Consider the following 2,621-nt stretch of genomic DNA (forward strand, 5'->3'; position numbering starts at 1 on the left):
GGGGAAAAGAATTAATTTGTTTAGTCAGGATTATTTGTGAATCATTCGGGCTATAGCCTCCAGATTTAGAATATATAATATTAACCACAAAGCACACGAGGGGAGATCACGGAGGAACACGGAAGGGAAATACATTACATTACGTTCTTTCAGAACTAACCTTGAAATAATATGGGTCTAATAATTGTAGTTTTTTCTTCATTCCGGCTGAAGTCCCGCTCTTTAGACGGGATCAGGCGGGGTGCCAGAGGCATCTGTTATGCCGGTGATTCGAAAGGTGTACAGACGGGCCTGGCACCCGGTCTGGTCCGGCTTTTTGACGGGATCGGACCGGTTTGTTGGGGCATGAGGAGAGCGTATATGCAGTGCATGCAGTATGGAATGGTGTCTTTTGCAATGGATAATTGCTCTTAGCCTCTGTTGCTTCTGATCCGCCATGTCTGGTGCCTTCCTCACCCGTCCGACCGGGTAGATATAGCTACTCCATTAGATTGTCTGAGGTTAGCACTTTGAATTTTCTTTCACCGTGTGGACTTAATAATCGGTCAGACGGGGTGCCAGTATCCTCTCCCAGCCTCCCGCCTATAGCCGGCGGGACAGGTCTCCCTTCTGGAAGGGAGAGGAGCTTCTCCTTCGCAGTAGCTACGGAGAAGGAGCTTCTCCTTCGCAGTAACTACGGAGAAGGAGCCGGTCAGTAGTTGTTTTACTGGTATGGCAGATATAGAATTATAAGAATTATAACTCAGCAATGAAGAAAAAAACTTTGGACTCTACTACCAGGCCAAGCTTCCCGCTTAGCGAGAGAGGCTCTTTCTTCACAAGGTGGGCGGAAAAGAGTACACTTTTCTTGGCTTCGTCCCTAAAAAGTCCTGCGTGCCGAAGAGAATATTTCTATCGCCGGTTTATATGGGGTTTGGAGAAAGCAACTAGTATATCCCTGGCTCTTCCCTTATCTGTGTTTAATCTCTGGGATAAATTTTTGCTTTGAAGCGATATCAGACGAGTAAAAACTGTTAAAACTATGGACGTTTATTTTAAACCAAGGCGGCAGGTTATCTTGCCCTCGTTAGAGGGCAAATAGCGATAGCAACCGGATCACCCCGCCATCTGTAGCGCCTCGTTAGAGTGCGCAATAATATTGGAGTTCAAGTTTTTTTTTGCCAAGCGTTTATGGGCTTGTACAAGAAATGTTATTTACCTTGATTCGGTAGAAATAATTCTATGTCATGCCTATCTGCCGGCTGACAGGCATGACATGCGGAGGGCATGAATTACAAGATACATTCCTGTTAATCAAAGAAATCAAGCAAATATCTTACGCCCTTTCAGGGCTTTCTTGGTATTGGGGGGATGTTACCCGGGGCGTTGCCCCGGGCTGTCATATTATCGCCCTTTCAGGGCTTAAAAGACGAATAGGGTCATATCTAACCCGTATTATTCACAAATAAATCACATTCATACAAAATTATCTGCCGATCGTCCAAAAAATTAATGGGAACATCAAAAGACAAAACTTTTGTTCTTCTATTGGTGTATAAATTTATAACTTGTCATTTTTCGTTCAACCGATTTTTTCGATATGGAAAACACCTATTTCGACAACCTGCGGACAAAAAAAATTGAGCCTGCTTTTGCTCTGAAGCCTTATATTACTTGCTATTACCTGTATGAAAACCGGAAAGACAGGCTCCAGAATTTCTTTTTCCGGGCCTTGCCCAATGGGTTGGTGGAAATGTTCTTCCTTTTTAACGACAGCAAGGTTATTTTTCATGAAAAGCGGAAAAAACAAGCTTTATCTGGATTTGTGGCCGGGATCTTTGAGCTGGATCATCCCATGAAGCTTAGGATTGAAGTCAACGGAAGGCCGTTCAGGGGCCTCAGTATACTTTTTACGCCTCTGGGTGTAAACCGGTTGCTTGCTACCGATCTGAATGAGCTTACCAATCAGGTGGTCCATCTGGACCAATTCTGGAATTTAAAACTCTACTGGGAATTTGTCAACTCACTTCAGGTTGGGAATGAAAGGGTACTTTTGATGAGCATCAATGACTTTTTCCTTCACCGGATAAATGCCCACGATCATCCTACACAAAGGATTGTTTCTGTTTTAAACAGCATAGAGCAAATGGAAGGCCCGTTGAGTGTGGGTCGGGTGGCTTCCGGTCTGGAAATTTCTTACAAGAAGCTGTACAGAATGTTTGTGGAAGAACTGGGCATTACCCCCAAAATGTATCTGAAAATTATCCGGTTTAACAGGGCCTGTTACTTGCTTGACCAAATGAAAAGCATAAAAGAATCCGAGATTGTATATGATTGTGGGTATTACGATCAGCCTCATTTTGTCCGCGAGTTTAAAAGCATCATGAAAGCATCTCCCCGGCAATACCAGCGTTCCAGCCGGGGCAAATTTTACATCAATCGTCCTTATGCATTCAAATAAAGAAAATGGTCTTTCGTCAAAACCGGGTCAATTTTTTTATCTCTTGTCCGATTTTTACAAGAATTATTAAAAAACCCATTATATCTTGCAATCGTGTTTTGGTTGTTCATTTTGTTCATTATTGATCTTAAAAGTTGCATGAATGAATTGTTTCGATAAAAAAATGATAAAGAGAAAGCAG

Annotated in this window: 2 protein-coding genes; both read left to right on the forward strand. The window is 42.8% G+C overall.

Going from position 1 to position 2,621, the window contains the following annotated elements; all coding sequences use genetic code 11:
* Positions 1-171 precede the first annotated feature (171 nt).
* On the forward strand, positions 172-414 hold the full coding sequence (locus KGY70_20595) for a hypothetical protein (GenBank protein MBS3777605.1): 243 nt from the start codon (positions 172-174) through the stop codon (positions 412-414).
* Positions 415-1,579: 1,165 nt separating this feature from the next.
* A complete protein-coding gene (locus KGY70_20600) occupies positions 1,580-2,440 on the forward strand; it encodes a helix-turn-helix transcriptional regulator (protein ID MBS3777606.1) in 861 nt (286 codons plus the stop codon).
* Positions 2,441-2,621: the final 181 nt, after the last annotated feature.

The sequence above is a fragment of the Bacteroidales bacterium genome (genome assembly GCA_018334875.1).
Lineage (GTDB): Bacteria > Bacteroidota > Bacteroidia > Bacteroidales > UBA12077 > JAGXLC01.